This window comes from Halioxenophilus aromaticivorans (assembly GCF_042850945.1).
In the GTDB taxonomy this organism is placed as follows: domain Bacteria; phylum Pseudomonadota; class Gammaproteobacteria; order Pseudomonadales; family Cellvibrionaceae; genus Halioxenophilus; species Halioxenophilus aromaticivorans.
The window spans coordinates 1-21,804 of sequence record NZ_AP031496.1 but is presented as its reverse complement, the minus strand read 5'-3'; the positions used below and the strand labels follow the sequence as shown (position 1 = coordinate 21,804).

General features: G+C 51.1%; 18 protein-coding genes and 1 pseudogene. 8 read left to right on the top strand and 11 right to left on the bottom strand.

All coding sequences use genetic code 11. The annotated features are described in order from the left end of the window. Positions 1–179 precede the first annotated feature (179 nt). From glyQ to ACGHM3_RS00070, 6 genes are all read left to right on the top strand, one after another. Positions 180–1,154, top strand: coding sequence for a glycine--tRNA ligase subunit alpha (glyQ, locus tag ACGHM3_RS00095; protein ID WP_345427134.1), 975 nt, complete (start codon positions 180–182; stop codon positions 1,152–1,154). Beyond that, positions 1,151–3,223 (top strand): glycine--tRNA ligase subunit beta, encoded by a 2,073-nt coding sequence (gene glyS / locus ACGHM3_RS00090; RefSeq protein ID WP_345427132.1) that lies wholly within the window; start codon positions 1,151–1,153, stop codon positions 3,221–3,223. The genes glyQ and glyS overlap by 4 nt, the downstream gene beginning before the upstream one ends. A 9-nt stretch (positions 3,224–3,232) precedes the next feature. Further along, complete coding sequence (locus ACGHM3_RS00085; protein WP_345427130.1) at positions 3,233–3,751, top strand: HAD-IIIA family hydrolase; 519 nt, start codon at positions 3,233–3,235, stop codon at positions 3,749–3,751. A gap of 27 nt (positions 3,752–3,778) precedes the next feature. Then, positions 3,779–4,525 (top strand): lysophospholipid acyltransferase family protein, encoded by a 747-nt coding sequence (locus tag ACGHM3_RS00080; RefSeq protein WP_345427128.1) that lies wholly within the window; start codon positions 3,779–3,781, stop codon positions 4,523–4,525. 105 nt (positions 4,526–4,630) lie between these two features. Continuing rightward, positions 4,631–6,253 carry a sodium:solute symporter family transporter gene (locus tag ACGHM3_RS00075; protein ID WP_345427126.1) on the top strand — a complete coding sequence of 541 codons (1,623 nt, stop codon included), beginning with the start codon at positions 4,631–4,633 and terminating at the stop codon, positions 6,251–6,253. 33 nt (positions 6,254–6,286) lie between these two features. Further along, positions 6,287–7,075, top strand: a complete 789-nt coding sequence (locus ACGHM3_RS00070; RefSeq protein WP_345427124.1) for an enoyl-CoA hydratase/isomerase family protein — start codon at positions 6,287–6,289, stop codon at positions 7,073–7,075. 2 nt (positions 7,076–7,077) lie between these two features. Here ACGHM3_RS00070 and ACGHM3_RS00065 read toward each other — a convergent pair whose 3' ends face one another. From ACGHM3_RS00065 to ACGHM3_RS00045, 5 genes and pseudogenes are all read right to left on the bottom strand, one after another. Continuing rightward, entirely contained in the window at positions 7,078–7,920 is an 843-nt protein-coding gene (locus ACGHM3_RS00065; RefSeq protein WP_345427122.1) for a hypothetical protein, read from the bottom strand. Between the two features lie 68 nt (positions 7,921–7,988). Continuing rightward, positions 7,989–8,507, bottom strand: coding sequence for a hypothetical protein (locus ACGHM3_RS00060; RefSeq protein ID WP_345427120.1), 519 nt, complete (start codon positions 8,505–8,507; stop codon positions 7,989–7,991). A 166-nt stretch (positions 8,508–8,673) separates the two neighbouring features. Beyond that, entirely contained in the window at positions 8,674–8,865 is a 192-nt protein-coding gene (locus ACGHM3_RS00055; protein WP_390518280.1) for a zinc-dependent peptidase, read from the bottom strand. After that, positions 8,839–9,407, bottom strand: a pseudogene (locus tag ACGHM3_RS00050) (zinc-dependent peptidase); the annotation flags it as partial. The gene ACGHM3_RS00055 and the pseudogene ACGHM3_RS00050, both read right to left, overlap by 27 nt. A gap of 92 nt (positions 9,408–9,499) precedes the next feature. Then, positions 9,500–10,081 (bottom strand): rhomboid family intramembrane serine protease, encoded by a 582-nt coding sequence (locus tag ACGHM3_RS00045; RefSeq protein ID WP_345427116.1) that lies wholly within the window; start codon positions 10,079–10,081, stop codon positions 9,500–9,502. 132 nt (positions 10,082–10,213) lie between these two features. Here ACGHM3_RS00045 and ACGHM3_RS00040 point away from each other — a divergent pair, with 132 nt between their 5' ends. Continuing rightward, positions 10,214–12,244 carry a methyl-accepting chemotaxis protein gene (locus ACGHM3_RS00040; protein WP_390517729.1) on the top strand — a complete coding sequence of 677 codons (2,031 nt, stop codon included), beginning with the start codon at positions 10,214–10,216 and terminating at the stop codon, positions 12,242–12,244. Here the strand turns inward: ACGHM3_RS00040 and ACGHM3_RS00035 are convergent. Beyond that, entirely contained in the window at positions 12,241–13,812 is a 1,572-nt protein-coding gene (locus ACGHM3_RS00035; protein ID WP_345427111.1) for a DUF2235 domain-containing protein, read from the bottom strand. The two genes, ACGHM3_RS00040 and ACGHM3_RS00035, sit on opposite strands and share 4 nt — an antisense overlap. Positions 13,813–13,938: 126 nt before the next feature. Further along, positions 13,939–14,301, bottom strand: a complete 363-nt coding sequence (locus tag ACGHM3_RS00030; RefSeq protein ID WP_345427109.1) for a helix-turn-helix domain-containing protein — start codon at positions 14,299–14,301, stop codon at positions 13,939–13,941. Between the two features lie 149 nt (positions 14,302–14,450). Between ACGHM3_RS00030 and ACGHM3_RS00025 the strand changes: the two genes are divergently transcribed. Further along, entirely contained in the window at positions 14,451–15,050 is a 600-nt protein-coding gene (locus ACGHM3_RS00025) for an NAD(P)H-dependent oxidoreductase (RefSeq protein WP_345427107.1), read from the top strand. Positions 15,051–15,155: 105 nt separating this feature from the next. On the opposite strand, the gene gyrB is transcribed toward ACGHM3_RS00025, so the two are convergent. The 4 genes from gyrB to dnaA form a co-directional block, all read right to left on the bottom strand. Beyond that, entirely contained in the window at positions 15,156–17,573 is a 2,418-nt protein-coding gene (gene gyrB / locus ACGHM3_RS00020; RefSeq protein WP_345427105.1) for a DNA topoisomerase (ATP-hydrolyzing) subunit B, read from the bottom strand. Positions 17,574–17,605: 32 nt separating this feature from the next. Further along, positions 17,606–18,697 carry a DNA replication/repair protein RecF gene (recF, locus tag ACGHM3_RS00015; protein WP_345427103.1) on the bottom strand — a complete coding sequence of 364 codons (1,092 nt, stop codon included), beginning with the start codon at positions 18,695–18,697 and terminating at the stop codon, positions 17,606–17,608. Between the two features lie 37 nt (positions 18,698–18,734). After that, the gene (gene dnaN / locus ACGHM3_RS00010; protein WP_345427101.1) at positions 18,735–19,841 is read right to left on the bottom strand and encodes a DNA polymerase III subunit beta; all 1,107 of its coding nucleotides are present in this window, start codon (positions 19,839–19,841) and stop codon (positions 18,735–18,737) included. 165 nt (positions 19,842–20,006) lie between these two features. Next, positions 20,007–21,794 (bottom strand): chromosomal replication initiator protein DnaA, encoded by a 1,788-nt coding sequence (gene dnaA, locus ACGHM3_RS00005; RefSeq protein WP_345427099.1) that lies wholly within the window; start codon positions 21,792–21,794, stop codon positions 20,007–20,009. Positions 21,795–21,804: the final 10 nt, after the last annotated feature.

Here is a 21,804-nt window from a genome sequence, read left to right as displayed (position 1 = left end):
TGCTTGAGCGATGGTTTTGGGCGCTCAGACTACCCTAAGCCTTGCGGATTGCCCAAATTTTTCCAGCCACAGCTGACCTCACCGCCAAAACCGGCAATTGCGTGGTGAGATATTGCGGCGACACGTCTATAATCCGCCCTCTTAAATTTTATTAGCGAGCATTACAGGGGCATTTTGCCGTGGCGGAAACTCAAAACCCATCGGTTGCGGATGTTAGTACCTTTCAGGGGCTGATCTTCGCGCTACAGCAGTTCTGGTCAGAACAGGGCTGCGTTATCTTGCAACCATTGGATATGGAAGTGGGCGCAGGCACTTTCCACCCGGCCACCACCTTGCGGGCTCTGGGCCCGGAGAGCTGGAACGCCGCCTACGTGCAACCCAGCCGCCGCCCCACCGATGGCCGCTATGGTGAAAACCCCAACCGCTTGCAGCACTACTACCAATTTCAGGTAGTGATGAAGCCCTCACCGGACAACATCCAGGAGCTGTACCTGGAGTCGCTCAAGCGCATGGGCGTAGACACTTTGGTGCACGACATCCGGTTTGTGGAAGACAACTGGGAATCCCCCACCCTGGGCGCCTGGGGTTTGGGTTGGGAAGTCTGGCTTAACGGCATGGAAGTCACCCAGTTTACCTACTTCCAGCAAGTGGGCGGCATTGAGTGCTACCCCGTCACCGGCGAAATCACCTACGGCCTAGAGCGTATCGCCATGTACCTGCAAGGCGTGGATACCGTGTACGACTTGGTGTGGGCCATCAGCCCCAGCGGCGAAAAAGTCACCTACGGTGATGTCTTCCACCAAAACGAAGTGGAAATGTCGCAGTACAATTTCGAAGAAGCCGACGTACCGTTTTTGTTCCAGTGCTTTGATAAGTACGAGGCCGAGAGCCAGCGCCTGGTGGACAAAGGCCTGCCCTTACCCGCCTATGAGATGGTAATGAAGGCCTCTCACACTTTTAACCTGCTAGACGCCCGCCATGCGATTTCCGTTACCGAGCGCCAACGCTACATTTTGCGTGTACGCACCCTGGCCCGCGCCGTGGCCAAAGCCTACTTTGACCGTCGCTTGGCCCTGGGCTTTCCGCTGGCGCCAGAGGCCCTGCGCAACGAAGTGATCGCCGCCCACCAAGAGGCTAATGGAGAACAAGCATGAGTTTGGATTTTTTGGTGGAGCTGGGAACCGAAGAGCTGCCACCCAAAGCGCTACCCAGTTTATCGCAAGCCTTTACCCAGGGCATTACCAGCGGTCTAACTGCCCAGGGATTGGCCTTTGGCGAAGTCACCAGCCTAGCCGCCCCGCGCCGTTTGGCCGTGGTGATCAAAGGCCTGGACAACGCCACCCCGAAAAAAACCCAACAACTGTGGGGGCCACCGGCCAAAATCGCGTTTGACGATGCCGGTAACCCCACCAAAGCGGCCCTGGCGTTTGCCAGCAAAAACGGCTTGCAGCCCAGCGAGCTGACCACCGCCAACGATGGCAAAGTAGATAAACTGGTAGTCGATAAAACCACTGGCGGCGAAGCCACCGAGAGCTTGCTGGCCGGCATAGTAGAGGCCTCCCTGGCACAGCTGCCCATCCCCAAGCGCATGCGTTGGGGTGCCAGCCGAACCGAGTTTGTACGCCCAGTGCACTGGTTGGTTATGCTGTTGGGCGACCAGGTAGTACCCGGTGACGTACTTGGTTTAAGTACTGGCCGAGAAACCCGTGGTCACCGCTTCCACTGCAACCAAACGCTGTCCATCAATAGCCCCGCCGAGTACGCCAGCACCCTAGAGCAAGGCTATGTGATTGCCGACTTTGGCCGCCGCCAAGCCATGATTCGCAGCCAAGTTGAAGCCGCAGCCGCAGCCATTAACGGCCAAGCTGTGATTGAAGACGACCTGCTAGACGAAGTAACGGCGTTGGTGGAATGGCCCGTGGCCCTTACCGGCCAGTTCGATCAAGAATTCCTAGAAATACCCGCCGAGGCGTTAATTTCGTCCATGTCGGAGCACCAAAAGTACTTCCACGTGGTGGACGGCAACGGCAAGCTCATGGCCAACTTTATTACCGTGGCCAACATCGAAAGCAAAGACCCACAAGCGGTGATCTCGGGTAACGAAAAAGTGATTCGGCCTCGCTTGGCCGATGCCGCCTTCTTCTTTGAAACCGATAAAAAGCAGCCCTTTGTCAGTTTCCGCGATCGTCTAAAAACCATCGTCTTCCAAGCGCAGTTGGGCAGCCTGTACGAAAAGACCGAACGCATTGGCCAACTGGCCGCCGCCATTGCCGGTAAAATCGGCGCCGATACCAGCCAAGCCCAACGCGCCGGTGAGTTATCCAAATGCGACCTGGCCTCAGAGATGGTGCTGGAGTTCGATAAAATGCAGGGTATCGCCGGTAAATATTACGCCAGCGCCCAGGGCGAACCCGAACCTGTGGCCAACGCCCTGGCCGAGCACTACCTGCCTAAGTTCGCCGGCGACAAACTGCCCGAGAGCGACATTGGCCTGTGCGTAGCCTTGGCCGATCGCCTGGATACTCTAGTGGGCATTTTTGGCATTGGCCAACAGCCCACCGGCTCGAAAGACCCGTTTGCTCTGCGCCGCGCCAGTGTGGCCGTGCTGCGCCTACTGATTGAGAAAAAACTGCCACTGGATTTGGCCGAGCTGGTCAACCTGGCCATAGCCCAGTACAGCAGCCTACCCAAAGCAGACGATCTTACGGAGCGAGTACTTACTTACATGTTAGAGCGCTTACGCGCTTGGTATGAAGATTCCGGCATCAGCGCTGAGGTGTTTTTATCGGTGGCGGCAAAACAGCTCACCACACCCACCGACATCGACCAGCGCATCCACGCCGTGGCGGCCTTTACTCAACTGCCCGAGGCCCAGGCTCTGGCGGCTGCCAACAAGCGGGTATCCAATATTCTGGCCAAAGAGTCGGCCCGCACAGCCGAGGTGGACAACAACCTGCTGAGCGACGACGCCGAAAAAACCCTGGCCCAAGCCGTGGCCAATATGCAAGCCGAGGTAACACCACTGATGGCCCAAGGCGACTACCAGCAAAGCCTGAAGCAACTGGCCGCCCTGCGTGCACCGGTGGACAGCTTTTTTGATCAGGTCATGGTAATGACCGACGACAGCCAAGTGCGCAACAACCGCCTGGCACTGTTATCGCAGTTGCGTGATCTGTTCCTACAAGTGGCGGATATCTCGCTGCTTGTGCCGGCCAAAGCCTAGGCCACGGCTGTGGCAAGCGGCAAACTGGTGGTACTGGACCGGACCGGGGTATTACAACCCCCGGCCGAGCACTCTTTGGCCTGGGTGGCTGATGCCCTGGCCCGGCTCAGCAACGCGGGTTTTACCCTGGTTGTGGCCAGCAACGAGCCGGGCATTAGCACCGGTGATCTGGATTTAGACGAGTTGGAAGGCTTCCACACCCGTTTGAGCGAGCTGGTAGAAAACCGAGGCGGCACCGTCGCCGGGTTTTTCTACTGCCCCCATACCGACGCCGAGCAATGCCACTGCCGCAAGCCCAAAACCGGCTTGATAGATGCCATAGAGCTGGAGTTTGCCACTCCGGCCAACGACATGGTGTTGTTAACCGACCAACGCTGTGATTTGCTACTGGCCGAAGCCACCGGCGCCACAGCCCTGGTGGTATTAACGGATCAAGGACACAACACCCAAGTCAATTATCAAGGAGCGGACCTCACCACCTGTGCAAACCTAGCCGCCGCCGCAGAATACTTGCTGGCGCACTACTAAACGCTGGGCCGTGCAGACAATCCCATTATGAATTTTATTCGCTCGCTGCTGTTCAACATTGTTTACGCCACGCTCACCGTTACCGTTGGTACCCTGGTTACCATTGGTGCGCTGTTTTTGCCTCTGCCCACCGTGCAAAAAGGGTTAAATGTGTGGTTGTTCTCCACCGTGCACGCGGTGCGGTTAATTTGTGGCTTGCGCATTCATCAGATTGGCCAACGACCCCAAGGCGATCAAAACTTCGTGGTGATGTCCAAGCATCAATCCGCCTGGGAAACCTTCTACCTACAGTTGGTGTTTAAGCCGCTCAGTACCATCCTCAAGCGCGAGCTACTGCGCATACCGTTTTTTGGCTGGGGGCTGCGCCTAACCGAGCCCGTGGCCATCGACCGCTCCAACCCGTTGAAAGCCCTTAAACAGGTTAAAGAACAGGGCATCGCCCGGCTGGCCAAGGGCCGCAATTTATTGGTCTTCCCCGAAGGCACCCGCGTGGCCCCAGGCAACCAACAAAAATACGCCCGCAGCGGTGCCGATATTGCTATTGCCGCCGGTGTACCGGTGGTGCCCGTAGCACACAACGCCGGCCACTGTTGGATCAACAAAAAATTCACCAAACAGCCCGGCACCATCACCGTGGTCATCGGCGACCCCATCCCCACCGAAGGCAAAACCTCCCGCCAACTCACCGAAGAAGTGCACGCCTGGATTGAAGCCCAGCAGGCCAAAATAGAAAACCTAGCCCAAGCTGATTCAACTCCAGACCAAGGCACTTAGATTCCAAACTCGCCACTGCGTGTAACCAACAAGCACTTGAGTCACACCCAACCGTTGCTTTAAGGTAATTGGGTTTAGGTAAACAACACAGCGCAAGGAGCACCCATGACCCAATCCCTCCATTGGGCCGATTGGCTGGTAATCGCCGTGTATTTGGTAGGGCTGATTGCCTGGGCGGTGTATCTATCCCGCGGCCAGCACGACCGCACCGACTACTATCTGGGCGGCCGCAATATCGGTCACTGGCCAGTGGCGATATCAGTCATGGCTACCCAATGTTCCACCAACAGCATTTTGGGCGCGCCGGCGTTTGTGGCTTTTACCGGCGGCGGCCTGTTGTGGCTGCAATACGAACTGGCCCTGCCCCTGGCCATGATTGGTTTAATCTTGTTGGTGATGCCAGTATTCCGCCATTTTAAGCTGGTATCGGTGTATCAGTTTTTAGAGCAGCGCTACGACCTGCGCACCCGCTTGATGTTGTCCGGTTTATTTTTATTTATCCGAGCCTTTGCCACCGCCGTTACCGTGTACAGCATCGCCATTGTTATCGATTTAATTACCGGTATTGGCTTTTTTTGGTCGGTGATTTTATTGGGCGTATTTACCGTGGTGTACGATGTGTTTGGTGGCATGCGCGGCGTGGTGTACAGCGATTTACTGCAAATGGGTATTTTGCTGGTGGTATTACTGCTGGTGTTTTATTTACTCACCGCAGACGCCGGCGGCCTAGGGCAACTGTGGGCCAGCCTGCCCGATGACCGCAAACAAACCTTGGCTTTTGACCACCATGGCCTGGGCGACGGCCAAACCTTTGGCTTTTGGCCTATGTTATTTGGTGGGCTGTTTTTGTATATGGCCTACTACGGCTGCGACCAAAGCCAGGTGCAACGGGAACTGAGCACCCGCGATATCGACGCCACCAACAAGGTTCTGTTTATCAACGGCGTGTTTCGGTTTCCGCTGGTTTTGCTCTATTGTTTTGTGGGTGTCGGTATTGCTGTGTTTGCCATTAACCACGGCGACTTTATTAACCAACTACCCAGCAACGACCAAGGTGCCCCGCAATACAACTTAGCCGTGCCCCTTTATATGATTCAAACCCTGCCCACGGGCCTGGTGGGCTTGGCACTAGTGGCTTTATTTGCCGCTGCTATGTCATCCCTGGACAGCGTATTAAATTCGCTCAGCGCCACCACCATGGAAGATTTTATCGTTCGTTTTCGTAGCCACCCACTCACCGAGGAGCAAGAAATTTGGGCATCGCGCTTGGTAACAACCGTGTGGGGAGCCATCACCTTGACCATGGCTTTTTTCGTCGGCGATATCGCCCCAACTGTACTGGAAGCCATTAATAAAATCGGCTCCTTAGCCAATGGCTCTATTTTGGCGGTATTTATTTTGGCTTTACTCAGCCACAACATTACTGGCCTAAGCGTGCAGGCAGGTTTATTAAGCGGAATTATCGTTAACGCCTTATGCTGGCAATTATTGCCGGAGGTTTCCTGGCTGTGGTGGAATGTGATTGGCTTTTTCACTACCTGTGTTATCGCAGCAGTTTTAACCCGCATTAATAAAAATAATCTGCGATTAACACCGGAAGCCGTTCACCTCGCCACCGCCGCAGAAGTACTCAACACAGAGGCCAAAGTAAACTGGCGTTTAGCATCTCTTTTATTGGTTGCGTGGTTTATGGCCTTGCTCAGCATATTGGTTTGGTTAAATCCGTAGCCATTACAGTTCACGTTGATAGAGTTAATAACCATGCCCCTGATCAATACAATAACCGATGGTGCGGTAACCCTGTTGGAACTCAACAACCCTCCGCACAATTTTTTCGATATCGACCTATTAACCGAGTTGGCCGATAAGCTACTGGCCCTGGATAACAACGATAATTGCCGAGCCATTGTGCTGTGCTCCAACGGCAAGAACTTTTGCGCCGGCGGTAACTTTGGCACCGGCCAGGTAGGATCGGGCTACAATACGTTTACCGCAGAGCAATTTGCCACGGGTATTCGCCAGGTGTACGGCCAGGCGGCGCGCATGTTTGGCAACCAAAAACCTATAATTGCAGCTGTGCAAGGCAGTGCCACTGGCGGTGGCCTAGGCTTGGCGTTGTTGGCGGATTTTAGAGTCGCCAATGCCCAATCAAAATTTTGGGCCAACTTCACCAAACTGGGTATTCACACCGGCTTTGGCGCTACGGTTACCCTGCCCCGCGTTATTGGCATTCAACAGGCACACAAGTTATTAATGACCGCACGGCGCATCGACGGTACTGAAGCCGTGCGGATTGGCTTGGTAGACGTGCTAAGCGATAACGATGACATCCGCCCACAAGCCATTGCCCTGGCGCAAGAGATAGCCGCCAATGCGCCACTGGCCGTGGAGAGCATCAGAGCCGCCGTGCGGGAGGGATTACAAGCCCAGGTTACCGCCGCTATCGAGGTTGAGATCGCCGAACAAAGCCGCCTTAGAGTGACCCAGGATGCCGAAGAAGGGATACTGTCACTAGCACAAAAACGGCCCGGGGTATTTGTGAAACGTTAAACCTATTTCGAAAACGGAATATTGGCTTGCTGAAACGCGTGGTAGATTTTTCTGTTTGGAATATTCAACATGAGTTTAATGAAGTCTGCCACCACCATGCGTTTTCCATCGCCGTATTGATGTGTTTTTATATAGGTAATATTGGGCGTTTGCTTGGCAAAGGCAATGTTTGAATAAATATGATGGCCGGGCTTTGCGTCTTTTTTTAGCGCCGTACGCAGAGCACTGTAGTCCTTGGAAAACACCGGGTCTATAAACCAATCATCGCCGAGCTTGGCCGCGCCATACAATTTAGGAATAGCGGCAAAGGTTCTGGCCAATTCTGCCATGGAGTAATCTTGGTATTCGCCACGCGCGTTTAAGCCCACCGGGCAGCCCCGGGTTTGGTTGTACACCCAAAAAACCGCGTTATCGGGCACTGTAGACAACGGCCTATTAGCGTTATGGTCGTTTACCGTTCCTCGCAACATGGCCTCAAGGCATTGCGGATTAAAAATATTGCCCTTCCCCACCGCTGCCATGGGCAATTTAGCCAGGGTTTTTAAGACACGGGTTTTATGAAAATGCCTGCGCATATTAGAATCCCACCTCTGCATTATAGCCCCTAAGCCCTCAATGCCCGTGGTATTGAGTGCGTGGTAAACCAAATACGCATAGCAACTACCAGAGATGGCATTTACCCGCTTTAACTGGGTTAGGCGCTGGTAACCAATGATGGAGAGCACCAGCAACTGTACGTGCCCATTAACACCCGTGGCATCTAAGGTGAGCGTCACTTCAGACGGTGCGTGGGCCTCAAAAACCGCGTCTATACAGGCTTTGGTTTCCTCATAAAAAGCAGTCACCGAATACATCCTTACCATTCAAACTATCAAGCAATCTAACGTTGGTGGTTGCTGCTGTCATAGCCGGGCTATTCCAAAAAATCCAGAATATCGCTTTGCAACGGATGTCGCTTTAGCCAAAGTTTGAATTCAGCAGCGGTGCGATAGTCGTCTCTACCGAGCAAATCTCGAATGCTTTGACCACGGGGCCCGTGGTTGAACACTGAACAATTGCCATCAAAGGCTGGCGGATAGGCGCTTTCTAAATAAAAGTTTTTTAAGGTGCCCCATTGCGCATGGGTAAGCCACACCAGTTCGCATTCGTCGCAGGCGTGTAGGTGGTTACCTAAATCCAAGTGCACATCGTAGCAGTACATTAACTCACAGCATTTAGGGCACGCCTTGGGCTTATTGGTGCAACTATTGGTATTACTGTTAGAGAAAGTATTAAGGTAGACGCTTTGGCCATTAAAATGATTTTTTGCCCAGTATTTGTAGTGTTGCAATGGCAGGCTGGTGCCATCACAGCGAGGGCAACTGCTGGCGGAAAGTTCGAGTTCTAAGGCACTGAGTTGAAGTTCCATGCCTTTACACTGTGGACAATGCATAAACACCTCTTTTAACCAATCCTAATATAGAAACAGTTAAATTAGCCTGTCTCTTTGGCTTTTTATTTTTCGCTTTATTTTTAATCTCATTAAAAGTATAGCTGCGTAAATTGGCGTGGCGCAAAATTTATTATTATTTTTACGCCGGTAACTTTTGGTGTCTAATTTAGTCTTTAGGCATACAACAACGTTTGAATTTCTTGCCGCTACCGCATGGGCATTGCGCGTTGCGTGCGGTTATTACATCCAAACCGATGGCGGCGGTATCCTGTTGATAAAGGGTTTGTAGGCTTTTATATAGAGCTGGGTGTTTTTGCTTAAGCGTTTTAGGCCGCTCAAAAAAATACTCCGATACCACACATAAAAACTCTGCTTTATTAATGGTAGCGTAGTCATCTATGTTGGAAACTTTTTGGTAAATCTGTTCGGTTTTTTATCGACCAGTTCAAACCAAGGGATGGCGTAAGCAAATTCTTTTAGCGCCTCTGGGTAACCGTCGCAGTCGCCATCGGCCATATCGATTAAGTGGATGAATTCATGTATCCCCACATTGCGCTTGTCTCGGCTGTTGCTAAAACCTAGATGCAAGTGCGGGCGGCTCAGTGCCAATTTACCACTCATAGGGCCGGTGCCTACCATACCGGTGATAAGAGAATCCGGCTGACCACATTCAAATTGTTGGTTAAACGATGCCGGTAATAGATAAACCGTGTGTACGTTGAAATAGTGCCATTTTGGAAACGCCCACACCGGAATGATGGCACTGGCGGCCACTAGTAAGCGATCTTCCTCGGTGACTTCAAATTGCCCGGCTTCCACTGCGGTGGTGTGTAAAAACAACAACACCCGCTGATTAAATAGCGTTTGGTTATCGCTACTCAGGGCTCGATAAAACGCCACTTTTTGCGTGAGAATATCCGTCCATCGCTGCTGCCACTGTACCTGGGGTTGAGAACGCTCCAATCCTAGCGACCACCTAAAAAACCGACCAATCACAGGAATTTAAACCGCCTACCCTTCTGCGTAATGAGAGCCGCAGCGATAACGCCGGCTATGGCACCAAACAAGTGAGACTCAAACGATACGCCGGGGTAAGCCGGCAGAATGCCATAGAGCATTACCCCGTAAAAACACAACGCCACCATGGCGGCGATACAGTTGGTTAAGCTGCGATGGTACCACGCTCTAAATATGGCAAAGCTCCACAGGCCATACACCCAGCCACTGGCGCCGATGTGCCAAGCCGGCCGCCCCAACAACCACACCAACAGCCCACTAAGAAAAATGATGAACACACTGGCTCTAACAAATTGCGAAACGGAGTTGAACAAGCACAAAGAAGCAAAGATCAAAAAGCCGATAAGATTGTTTAGCAAATGGCTAACGTCACCGTGAATGGCCGGTGCGGTGATGATATGGGGCAATGTGCCGAGCTGACGAGGGAAGATGCCGTAAGCCACCAGTACGCCGCCGGACATCATATTCAACAAATGCACCGCTATAAGCACGGCGACCACTGTTATCAGAACTCTGCTGCGGCCAATTCCAGCGGATGTGGCCCTATTTCTAGACACCTTGGTAGACACCTTTCAAAACCTGTCACTGTGTTATTTCTTAGAATTATGCCATACGCATAATAGTGCCAAACGTTTATAACTTATACCTATTTAAGATACGCAATTCCTTGCCGCTATCCCACTGTAGCAATGACTTTATTGAACGGAATACACACGATGCGTTTATTTAGGCGACAAAAAGACGAAGTTACGGGGTATAACGGCCCCTTTACCCAGGTCATATCGGTTTCAAGCCATCAGCTCAACTCTCTGGCCGAGCAACTTTCGTTTAGTAGCAGGCCGCCACAGCTGGTGATTGCCTACGTATCGCCAAACGTGCCCTTTGAACCCACCGTTAAGAAAATTCAGCAGGCTTTACCCGGTGTGGACCACGTAATTGGCGTGATGACCGCAGGCGAATTGAGTAGCTGCAGCCAATCGCTTTATCATCCCGCCAACGGCAGCTGGGACAATATTGTGGTGCAGGCCTTTAGCCCAGATTTGTTTGCCCACGTCGAGGTTCGCAGTGTGCCTTTGCACTGCGAGGACTTAGCCCTGCCCAACCCGCAGTACAGCAGCGAACAGCGTATTGAGAAGATTAAAGAGGAGATCAATCGGGTTTCAGTGCCGTTTGATATCAACTATGAAAATACCCTAGCGTTGACGTTTTTCGACGGTCTGTGCGGCAGTGAAAGCTTCTTTGTGCAGGCTTTGTACGCCAGTGGCCGCTTCCCTTGCTACTTTGTGGGTGGCTCCGCCGGTGGCAAACTGGATTTTAAGAGTGCCCAGGTTTATGACGGGCGCGGCATTGCCAAGAATAAAGCGATGTTGATATTTGTGAAACTTGCGCAGAATATTAAATACGGATTATTAAAATCACACAATTTTAAGCCTACCCAAAAGAGCTTTATTATTGCCGAATCCGACCCTCACAAGCGCACTGTAACCTCGGTAATTGACCCGGATACCTTTGAGGTCCGTAGCTTTATCGATAGCCTGTGCCAACACTTTAAATGCGGCAGAGATCAATTAAACCAGGCTTTGGAAAAGTACACCTTTGCGGTCAATGTGGATGGCGATTTTAATATTCGCTCCGTGGCTGGGTTGGATTTTGAAGCCAATAGTTGCGTGTTTTTTTGTGATTTAAATTTTGGCGACCAACTGTATTTGATGCAAGCCACGGATATTGCCTCGGCCACCAGCCACTCGGTTGACCAATTTATGCAACGCAAATCCAGCAAACCCGTGGCCGTTATCGCCAACGACTGCATTTTGCGCCGCCTCAATAACGCCAATCAATTGGGCCGGGTAAAACTATTTGATAACACGCCAGTGGCTGGGTTTTCCACTTTTGGTGAGCTGCTGGGCGTCCATATGAATCAAACCCTTACCGCGGTGATGTTTTTTCATGTGCAACCCGGTGAGACCTTTTACGACGAATACGCCAACCGATTCCCCTATTACTCCAGCCAGTTTAGCGAGCATTACCTGCACTCAAAGATAAACAGTTTGAAGTACGTCAATAAAATTCAATCTAAGCTGATCACTAACCTGGCTGAATATCGCCACTTATTAAACATCATGGTAGAGAGTTTTAATCACCTATCTGGGTTTGCTAGCAACAGTGTGGATATTCTTAATAATATTCAGGAGCAGTTTTCCAAATTCAGTAATGATATTGAACAAAGTGGCGACGAACGTAAGGTATTAAGCGGCAAGGTGGAGGATTTAAAATCCAACTCCGAAGAAGTGCTCACCATCTTAAAAGTAATATCAGGGATATCCGAGCAAACCAATTTACTGGCTTTGAACGCAGCCATTGAAGCCGCCCGGGCCGGCGACGCTGGGCGCGGTTTTGCCGTGGTGGCCGATGAAGTACGTCAGCTTTCTCACAGTACCCAAGACAGCTTAAACAAAACCGGCGACACCATTAATACCGTGACCAGCTCGATCCAATCCATCCATACGGCCATCAGTAACAACGAAAAATTCCTAACAGCGATTCATCAAGGTTCCCAGGTACTGCAGGGCAACCTATCCAATTTGGTATCAGAGTCTATCGACGCCAATCGCAAGGTTAGAGAAAGCATCGATCACATCGCCAAAGTATCCGCCGATATCAATGCCATCGACGAGCAAATCTCCGCCATTGAAAAGCTCACCGCCAGCCAAGCGCACTAGCGCTTAGTAACGGTGAGCCACACCCAGCCGGTATTGTTGTCGTATTTATCGATGGCGTTAATGGTGTGGGAGAGATCGTTGGCGGTAAATAGCAACTCGCCGTCGCGTTTGGCTTGGTACTCAATAGCGTAGGGTTCTGCTTCTAACTTGGGCTGTTTTATCGCCAAGCGCTCGTAGTTGTCTTCACCACAGCTAATAATCAACTCAAACCAATCGGCGGTTTTCACCACCCGCTTGCTGTTGGCGGAGCGTATAAAGCGTTTTTTCAACGCCCCGGAATCCACCTGTTCACCATCTTTATAAGCCGGTTTGGCGTCGCTACCAGTGATGGTGTTCCAACCCTGAATATCGCAGGGGTCCAGCCCGCCGTCTTTCCAAACTTGCACCCGATTAACCATTATTATCAGTCGTTCCCCTTGGCTAACCTGCACATAGCTACGGTTCACCAAATCCTTGGAAAATACCCGTACAGGCAGCGACTGGTCTGTCGCTAAGCTGGTAACCTCCTGTGCCGGTACCCGCACCTCACTGGCTTGCCACGCATCCAGTTGCTTTTTAAACCGGCGTTTTAACACCGACGGTCGGTAATCGGGCAGCTCTTGCCAACGATATTTTGCGGTCGCGTCGATGTCTTTCCATTGCACCAGTTTGTCTGGCATGGGGCGATCTTTTCGGCCGTAGATGATATTGATCTGCTGGCTAAAAAATACGCCGGGGTCGGTGATGGCGGCATCGTGCAGCAGGTCTACATTGGCGCCAAGGTCGATACCCAGCGACTGAGCTTGGTCTATCATCCATTTCAGGCAGTGGTTAGAGAACGCCCGCTTCTCCCACGAGCCGCCCCCCACGCAACCGTGGTCGCCAGGGAACCAGGTTTGAATTAATTTCTGGCTGGCCGGGGCACCCTTGGGCTTATTCATCATGGTAACGCCAAATTCTTTGCGGCGTTCGTCAATGGCCACGGCATGTAAGGCCCGTTCGATGTGGTTGCCCAGTTCAGTATCGTGGAATTCGTAGCGTTTACGAAAAATATTATCGAGGGGGAAAAACGGAATTTTATCCGGAATACCCAGGGCACCCACGGTATCCCAACAACCGAGCAAGGTCACTTTTACGTTACTAAAGCTGGCCTGTTGTTTTTTAAAAGTGTTTTGCTGCTTGGTGTTTTTGTTGCGGTACACATCCATGGCTTGGGACAGATGCTTTAAATTGGTGGGAGCCACCAAACCTAAGCGGCCAATCATGCCGGCGATGCTGCGCACAGCAAAGGCGCCGCGGCTAAAGCCAAACAGGCAAATTTCATCGCCGGGCTCGTAGTTGATACAGATATGGCGATAGGCACTGTAGATTTGCTCGTCGATGCCGATGCCGGTGACGCCCTCCAGGGCTCGCCGTACACCACTGGCGGCCGCGCCTACGCCGTCATCGTAGTAGACACTTTGTTTGACGCTGGTGGATTTTGATTTACCGGTCTTGCCCAAGCATTGCACCAAGCGACCAACGTTGGTGATATACCGCATGTCTAGGTCGTTCCAGGTACCATCACAACACACAATGATTCGTTTCATAGCCCATCCTTGAAGCGCCATTTTTCGGTTATTTTATGATCTTGTGTTAGTGCTCGAAAATAGTCTCACCTATGGCCGGTAATTACTACAGCCTAAGTACTAAAGCCTATGTATTACAGCCAGCATCTACGCCGGCCCGTGCACGGATTCCGACCATGCCCGCAATGCCTCCAGGCAGTCCAATGCGCTGGCGCCGGTGTCCGTCAGCGCATAGGTCACTGCGATGGGCCGCTCACTGATCACCGTCCGTTTTACCATGTGCCTGGCTTCCAGCTCCTTTAGCCGTTGATCAATGATTTTCTTGCTGGCGCCGCCCAGTGCTCGGGTTAGGTCGTTAAACCGTATTGGTCCATCTTTTAGGTGGTAAATAATGGAGCCGGTCCATTTACCCCCCAAAATGCGCATGCCCTTTTCAATTGAGCAGGGCTCGAGGCAAGTTTCTAAATTTTTTTTCTCTCTGTAACGCTCTGATTTTTCTTCGTTTTTCATAAATTACCCACCAACACTCTTGTGGTTACCAAAAGTATACTGGTTGACTAAATAACCTAGGTTACCAGAATATACCTATATCACCAAACAGTGTTCCTCACTAAACAACGGCCTAACTAGGCCTTTCTCATACCCGGATACCAAATATTATGAGTAATATTTTAATCATTAATGCCCATCATTATTACAGTTTTTCTAAGGGCGAACTCAACGCTGCACTGGCAGCCAGGGCCGTTGAGGTATTGGAATCTAGGGGTCATGCCACGCGGTTAGTGGTTGTGGATGAGCCCTGGGATGCCAATGAGCAGGTGCAAAACCACCTCTGGGCGGATGTGATCCTAGTGCAAACGCCTGTAAATTGGATGGACGTGCCCTGGACCTTTAAAAAGTATATGGATGACGTATATACCGCCGGCATGGGTGGCGAGCTGTGCAATGGCGACGGCCGCAGCAGCAAAGCCCCTGCCCTGGGTTATGGTACCGGTGGTAGCCTACACGGTAAAAAATACATGCTGTCGCTGACGTTTAACGCTCCCAAGCAAGCCTTTAACAACCCCAGAGAGTATTTGTTTCAAGGTAAGAGCGTAGACGATTTGTTTTTCCCACTGCATATGAACTTCCGCTTCTTCGCTATGGAGGGGATGGAGACTTTTGTTTGCTACGACGTAATGAAGAACCCTACCACCGAGAGTGATCTGGTGCGGTTTGTGGCGCATTTGGAACAGAATTTTGAACCGTGTTTAACCTAACCACACCGTTCATTTGAGGCTTTTAGAAGCAAAAAAATACCCCGCGGTGCCTATGAAGAACACGGGGTATTTCACGTTTAGTCAATAAAAACAGGCCAGGTCCTTTTAGATATCGAGGTTGGCCACCGACAGGGCATTGGTTTCGATAAAGTCTCTTCGGGGTTCTACCTGGTCGCCCATTAGCGTGGCGAACATTTGGTCAGCACCAATGGCATCTTCGATAGTTACTTGCAGCATGCGGCGTGAGTCTGGGTCCATGGTAGTTTCCCATAGCTGGTCTGGGTTCATTTCGCCTAAACCTTTGTAGCGTTGTATGGCGTAGCCGCGTTTAGAGTCCGTCATTAACCAATCCAAGGCATCTTTAAAGGACGTAACCGGCTCCTGTTTCTCTCCACGGGCCACAAAGGCGTCCTCTTCTAATAAGTCGCTCAGTTTATCACCTAGCTCAGCAATAGAGCGGTATTCACCACTGTTGAAGAAGCTGTGCTCAAAGGTGTAGTCGCTGGCAATGCCGTGTGTAGTTACTGTGAGCCTGGGCACATACAGGCTGCGCTCCGTATCTTCCCTGGCCACCAATACGTAAGAGGCATCACCCGAACGAGATTCACCCAGTAGAGTGCCTTCCAATTTACTGCACCACTCACTCACCTTAGACTGATCGGCTAAATCCTCAACGCTGAGATGCTCGTGGTAAATCATTTGCTCCAGTACTTCTGGCGGGTAGATCTTATTTAGGCGCTGGATGGTGGCCATAACCGCGCGGTACTCGGTGATTAGGCTCTCTAACGCAGCCCCTTGCATAGGCGGTGCATCGGCATTGACGTGCAGTGCGGCACCTTCCATAGCGGCACGCAATAGGAATGCGGTGAGTGCATCGTCGTCTTTCAGGTACTCCTCGAACTTACCTTTGGCAATTTTATAAAGCGGCGGCTGGGCGATGTACACATGACCACGCTCAATCAACTCACGCATGTGGCGGAAGAAGAAAGTTAACAGCAAGGTACGGATGTGCGATCCATCCACGTCGGCGTCGGTCATAATGATGATGTAGTGGTAGCGCAGCTTGTCTGCGCTGAATTCCGAGGTACCAATACCGCAACCTAGCGCCGTGATTAAGGTGCCCACCTCAGCGGAGGATAGCATTTTGTCAAAGCGGGCCTTTTCTACGTTCAGAATCTTACCCTTCAACGGCAGAATAGCTTGAGTACGTCTGTCCCTGCCCTGCTTTGCAGATCCCCCAGCGGAGTCACCCTCCACCAGGTATATTTCAGATAACGCAGGGTCTTTTTCCTGGCAGTCTGCCAGCTTACCCGGCAGACCAGCAATATCCAGGGCCCCCTTACGTCGGGTCATCTCCCTTGCCTTACGGGCTGCCTCACGAGCCCGGGCGGCGTCTATCATCTTAGAGACAATGGCTTTGGCGTCGCCGGGGTTTTCTAGCAGGTATTCACTAAAGGCTGAAGCCATCTCCTGTTCCACAGCGGACTTGACCTCAGAAGAAACCAACTTATCTTTAGTCTGAGAGGAGAATTTAGGATCTGGTACTTTGACCGATATAATTGCGGTGATACCCTCACGAGCATCGTCGCCTGTGGTATTCACCTTTTGCTTCTTAGCAAAGCCTTCGGCTTCGATGTAACCATTAAGACCGCGGGTTAACGCTGCTCTAAAGCCCGCTAAATGGGTACCTCCATCGCGCTGAGGAATGTTATTGGTGTAACAGAATAAGTTCTCTTGGAAGCCATCGTTCCACTGTAAAGCCACTTCAACACTAATGCCGTCTTCCCGCTGGTTGTTAAAGTGCAACACATTGTTAATGGGCGTTTTCGCTTGATTAAGGTGCTCAACAAAAGCTTTAAGGCCACCTTCGTATTCGAATACTTCTTTTTCGCCGCTACGGTCATCCGCCAACACAATGCGCACACCGGCATTGAGGAACGACAGCTCGCGTAGGCGCTTGGCTAGGTAGTCAAAATGGAATTCGATATTAGTAAAGGTCTTGTCCGAAGGCTTGAAGTGCACCATGGTTCCGGTAGTTTCACTCTCCCCCACCACGGCCAACGGGGCTTCCGGTACACCGTGCTTGTACACTTGCTCGTGTATCTTACCTTCACGTCGTATTGTCAGCTTTAAGGTTTCGGATAGAGCGTTAACTACGGATACACCCACACCGTGTAGGCCGCCAGAGACCTTGTAGGTATTGTCATCAAATTTTCCACCTGCATGAAGTACGGTCATAATAACCTCGGCAGCGGAAACACCTTCTTCGTGCATCTCTGTCGGTATGCCACGGCCGTTATCGCTCACGGTCACGGATTCATCGGTGTGGATGGTAACTTTAACTTCCGAACAATGGCCAGCCAGGGCCTCATCGATAGAATTATCTACAATTTCGAATACCATGTGGTGTAGACCCGTGCCATCGTCGGTATCTCCGATATACATGCCGGGGCGCTTGCGCACAGCATCTAGGCCCTTTAACACCTTGATGCTATCGGAATTGTAGTTTTGCTCATCTGACATAAAATGCTCCGAAGACTATAAGTCGGACGTTATTAGATTGATTCTTGTGTTATGCGGCCGTGTTCCACGTGAAACACAGACAGTTGTATATCTGCAGGCAGTAGTTCAAGAACCTGCTCTTTGTTAATGGTGGTGATAAACACCTGGTGCGCTCTCTCAAGCAACACCGCTAGTACCGACTGAATATGATTCTTATCAAGCTCTGCTGGGAGATCATCCAGAGCAATCACCGGCTTGCTGTTGTTAGCTTTGATAAATTGGCTAACCACGGCCAAATACAGCGCTAGGATTGCAGTCTTTTTTTGCCCTCGGGAGAAGACTTCCGCTACCTTCCCTTCGTCACAGTTAAGAAGAAGGTCAGCTCTGTGGGGGCCATTACGTGTAGTCTGCCGCTGACAATCGCCTTCGTGATATTCAATGAAGGCGTCATTTAAAGACAATGGTTCTTTCCAACCCTTGTGAAACGAGAGATTGATAGATAACCCCAAATCGGCCCAGAGTCCCTCTAATTCGGCCTGTAAGCGGCTAAACCACTGCATCCTAAGGTGCGTTACCAAATCACCGTATTCGACGCACTGCTGGCCCCATATATCAAATTCGTGGCCGCTAAGTATACCACGTCTGAGTAACGCATTACGCTGCTTTAACGCTGTCTGATATCCTAACCAAGCCCGGTGAAACCTTGGTTCCACGTGAAACACCAACCAATCCAAAATCTTTCGACGATACTTAGAAGCACCATCGATAACGGTGAAAGCTGCACCATCCACCACCAAAAACGGGAGCAATCGGGCTAGCTCGGAGGTGCTTTTGGCATTGGATTTATTTATTCTAATATTAGTACCCTTGCGCAGGTGCTTTTCTATCCCAACGGGTATTGCAGTACCAGTAACTGGATCAATTAGAGTTGAGAACAACACAGTGGAACTTTGCCCGTGTTTCACAAGCGGCGTGGACAGGTGGGAACGGAAGGATTTACCGTGGGCCAGGAGCGAAATTGCCTCTAGAACTGAGGTTTTTCCGCTACCGTTGGCACCGTAGATGACGTTTGCTTGTGGGTTTACCTTAAGATCAGCGCTCTCGATATTACGAAAATTCTGTACTACCAAGCGATCTAAAATCAAAAGGAAGTCTCGTTAGTGGGACGGCTACAGCCCAATGCTACATACGCATTGGCATAACAACATACATGGAGTCGCCACCATTGGGCTCCTCAATCAGTACACTGGCGTTGGCGTTAGACAGCGTGAGCTTCAAAGAATCGGCGTCGATAACATTGGCCACGTCTTGTAAGTAGCTTACATTAAAGCCGATCTCCATTTCTTCACCATCGTAATCTACTAGGACTTCTTCTGTGGCTTCTTCTTGCTCTGGGTTATTGGCAACAATGGTTAGCAAGCCCTGGCTCAGCAGCAGGCGCACCCCGCGGTATTTTTCGTTGGATAGAATAGCCGCACGAGCAAAAGCTTGTTTCAGATCGGATTTAGCGCCAAACAAAACCTTGTCTCCGCCCTTAGGCAGTACGCGCTCGTACTCTGGGAATTTGCCGTCGATCAGCTTAGAAGTGAAGGTGAAGACATCGGAACGAACTTGGATATGAGTCGCACCCAAAGCAATCTCCACCAGCTCGGCAGAGTCGTCCAACAACCGAGCCAGTTCCATAATGCCCTTACGCGGAACAATAGCAAGCTGCTTTTCAGCAACGGGAATGGACACTTCTTTTAAATCGCACAGCGCCAAACGGTGGCCATCTGTGGCAACAGAGCGGAAATGTGACGGAGCCACTTCGCACAACATGCCGTTTAAATAATAGCGCACATCTTGTTGCGCCATAGCAAAGGCCGTACGGTCGATTAACCTTTTCACTCCGCCCTTGGTAACGGAGAACACTATGTCTTTGTCGCCCTGCTCTGTGGCCGGGTAATCACTGGCGGGCAGAGTGGACAATTGAAAGCGGCTGCGGCCGGCTTTTACCACCACGCGCTGGTCTTTTAACTCAAACTTGATTTGGCTATCTTCAGACAGTGAGCGGACGATGTCGGTGAGCTTTTTAGCTGGGACCGTAATTTCGCCGTCTTCGAACTCACCGTCCAATGGTACCCTCACCACCATTTCAACTTCCATATCGGTACCGGTTAAAGACAACTCATTATCCCTAAGCACCATGTACACATTGGCCAAGATCGGCATGGTTTGGCGTTTCTCAATAACGCCTACCACCAGTTGTAATGGCTTTAAAAGTTGCTCTCGTGCTAGGGTAAATTTCATGGAAGATTCTCGAACGATGTCAGCAAATTGGGGATCAATAACGAGTCAATTTTACCTCACCATAGGGCCTTTGTCAGAACCCTATTAGCGGTAACGATTGGAGATTATGGCGGTTTCGAAGATATTTACGAAAGTTTGCAGGACTAGTAAGTTAATTTCCTGGCCTTAGGTTGTTAACAAGCGCATCAGGTTTTTCACGTCGGTCTGCATTTCACCGTCGATCTCCTTGAGCTCTTTAATTTTTCGGCAGGCATGCAACACAGTGGTGTGGTCACGGCCACCGAAGGCCTCACCAATTTCAGGCAAGCTGTGATTGGTGAGCTCTTTCGCCAAGGCCATGGCTACTTGGCGTGGCCGCGCAACAGAACGGCTGCGACGCTTAGAGTGTAGATCGCTAACTTTGATTTTGTAGTATTCAGCGACCACACGTTGAATGTTATCGATACTGACTTGCTTAGATTGCAAAGCAAGCAGGTCTTTCAGCGCTTCGGTCACCAAGGGCACATCAATGGGACGGCGGGTAAAATGCGAGTGCGCAATCACTCTTTTTAACGCGCCTTCTAACTCACGCACATTGGAGCGCACGCGTTGGGCAATAAAAAAGGCCGCTTCGTTTGGCAGATCCATATTCACGGACACCGCCTTTTTCATCAAAATCGCTACTCGGGTTTCCAGCTCCGGCGGTTCAACCGCAACGGTAAGCCCCCAACCAAAGCGAGATTTCAATCGCTCTTCTACATTTTTAATTTCTTTGGGGTAACGGTCACAGGTCAAAATAATTTGCTGACCGCCTTCGAGTAGCGCGTTAAAGGTATGGAAAAACTCTTCTTGGGAGCGCTCTTTACCAGAGAAAAATTGGATATCATCAATAAGCAAGGCATCAACGGAGCGGTAGTAGCGTTTAAAATCGTTAATGGCGTTTAATTGCAGCGCCTTCACCATATCGGCAACAAAGCGTTCGGAATGCAAATAGATAACTTTAGCGTTGGGGTTTCTATTCTGTATGGCATTACCCACGGCGTGCATCAAGTGCGTTTTACCCAAGCCCACACCACCGTAGATAAACAACGGGTTGTAGGCACCGCCGGGGTTCTCTGCCACCTGCTGGGCAGCAGCCAAACCTAACTGGTTGGACTTACCCTCAACAAAACTCTTAAACGTAAAAGTTGTGTTAAGACCACCAGCATGATTAATTGCTCCTTCAACCTGGGCTCGCGGTGTCTCTCTCCGGCTGGAGCCCAAATCGGCTCCAGCGCCATAACCCATGCCACCAAGGCTACGAACCGGCGGTGCAGCACTATTCAGGGTATTCGTACTGTGCACAGATTGAGCCGCGGCACTGGGCCCCTGATTATTCTTGCTGGGCGAATCACCAGCGCCCTGAACTTCAGACCAATCAAAATCCGCCCAATCATCATCGCCGCCGGATGACGTTCGGTTAGTTAGCTCGCCGCCGGTAATTTCAAAACGATTGGCATTCGGCATGGGGGACGAATTGGCAGAATGATCACCGGCCAACAGCTGCGCTGCAGACACCGGCGCGCTACGATTGTTATTGCGCCCACCACTGTTGTTACCATTAGTGCTTAAAAAAGCGTTGTTGGGGCTACTGCCAAAGCCACCGGCCCCCGGCTGCGCTGAACTGGCACCTACGTTAAGCGGCCTAGAAACACTGCGTTGTTGGCGACCAGCTAGCGATTGCTTGGGCCGCACGCTGATACCAATGGATTGCACCTGCCCTTGGTTATACTCGCTTACCAAACGCTCTATGCGGGTGAGGTACTTGTTGTTTACCCAATCCAAGATGAATCGGTTTGGAGCCACCAGGCGCAACTCACCGCCAGAGGACGGATTAGGATCCACCTCCAACGGCTTAATCCAGGTATTAAAGTGCTGGCTGGGAAGTTCACTCTGTAATGCTGAAACGCATTTTTCCCACACTGAATGCGGCAAGATGGGGCCC